At 58.7% G+C, this 269-nt stretch carries 1 protein-coding gene; it reads right to left on the reverse strand.

The features are described 5' to 3' along the window. Positions 1-269, reverse strand: a 269-nt coding sequence (locus tag ACPYOI_RS36315; RefSeq protein WP_481424206.1) for a substrate-binding domain-containing protein, incomplete at both ends; no start/stop codon positions are given.

Raw genomic sequence — 269 nt, forward strand, 5'->3', positions numbered from 1 at the left:
GTGTCAGGACGCTCGCCAGACGGGGTTCCATCACCTGGCCGATGTCGTGGCCGTGGAAACCGGCAATCGCCATGTCTTCGGGGATCTTCAGCCCCAGACGCTGGCATTCGAACGCTGCACCGACCGCAAGGTCATCGTTGGTACAGAAAATACCGTCCAGTTGCGGATACTCGCGTCGTGCCTGACGCATCAGCTCAATACCCGACGTATAGGATGACGACTGCTCAACCATCACGCTGTACGGTGTTAAACCGGCGTCGAGCATTGCC

It is taken from the genome of Rhizobium sp. SVR5-2C, assembly GCF_056755115.1.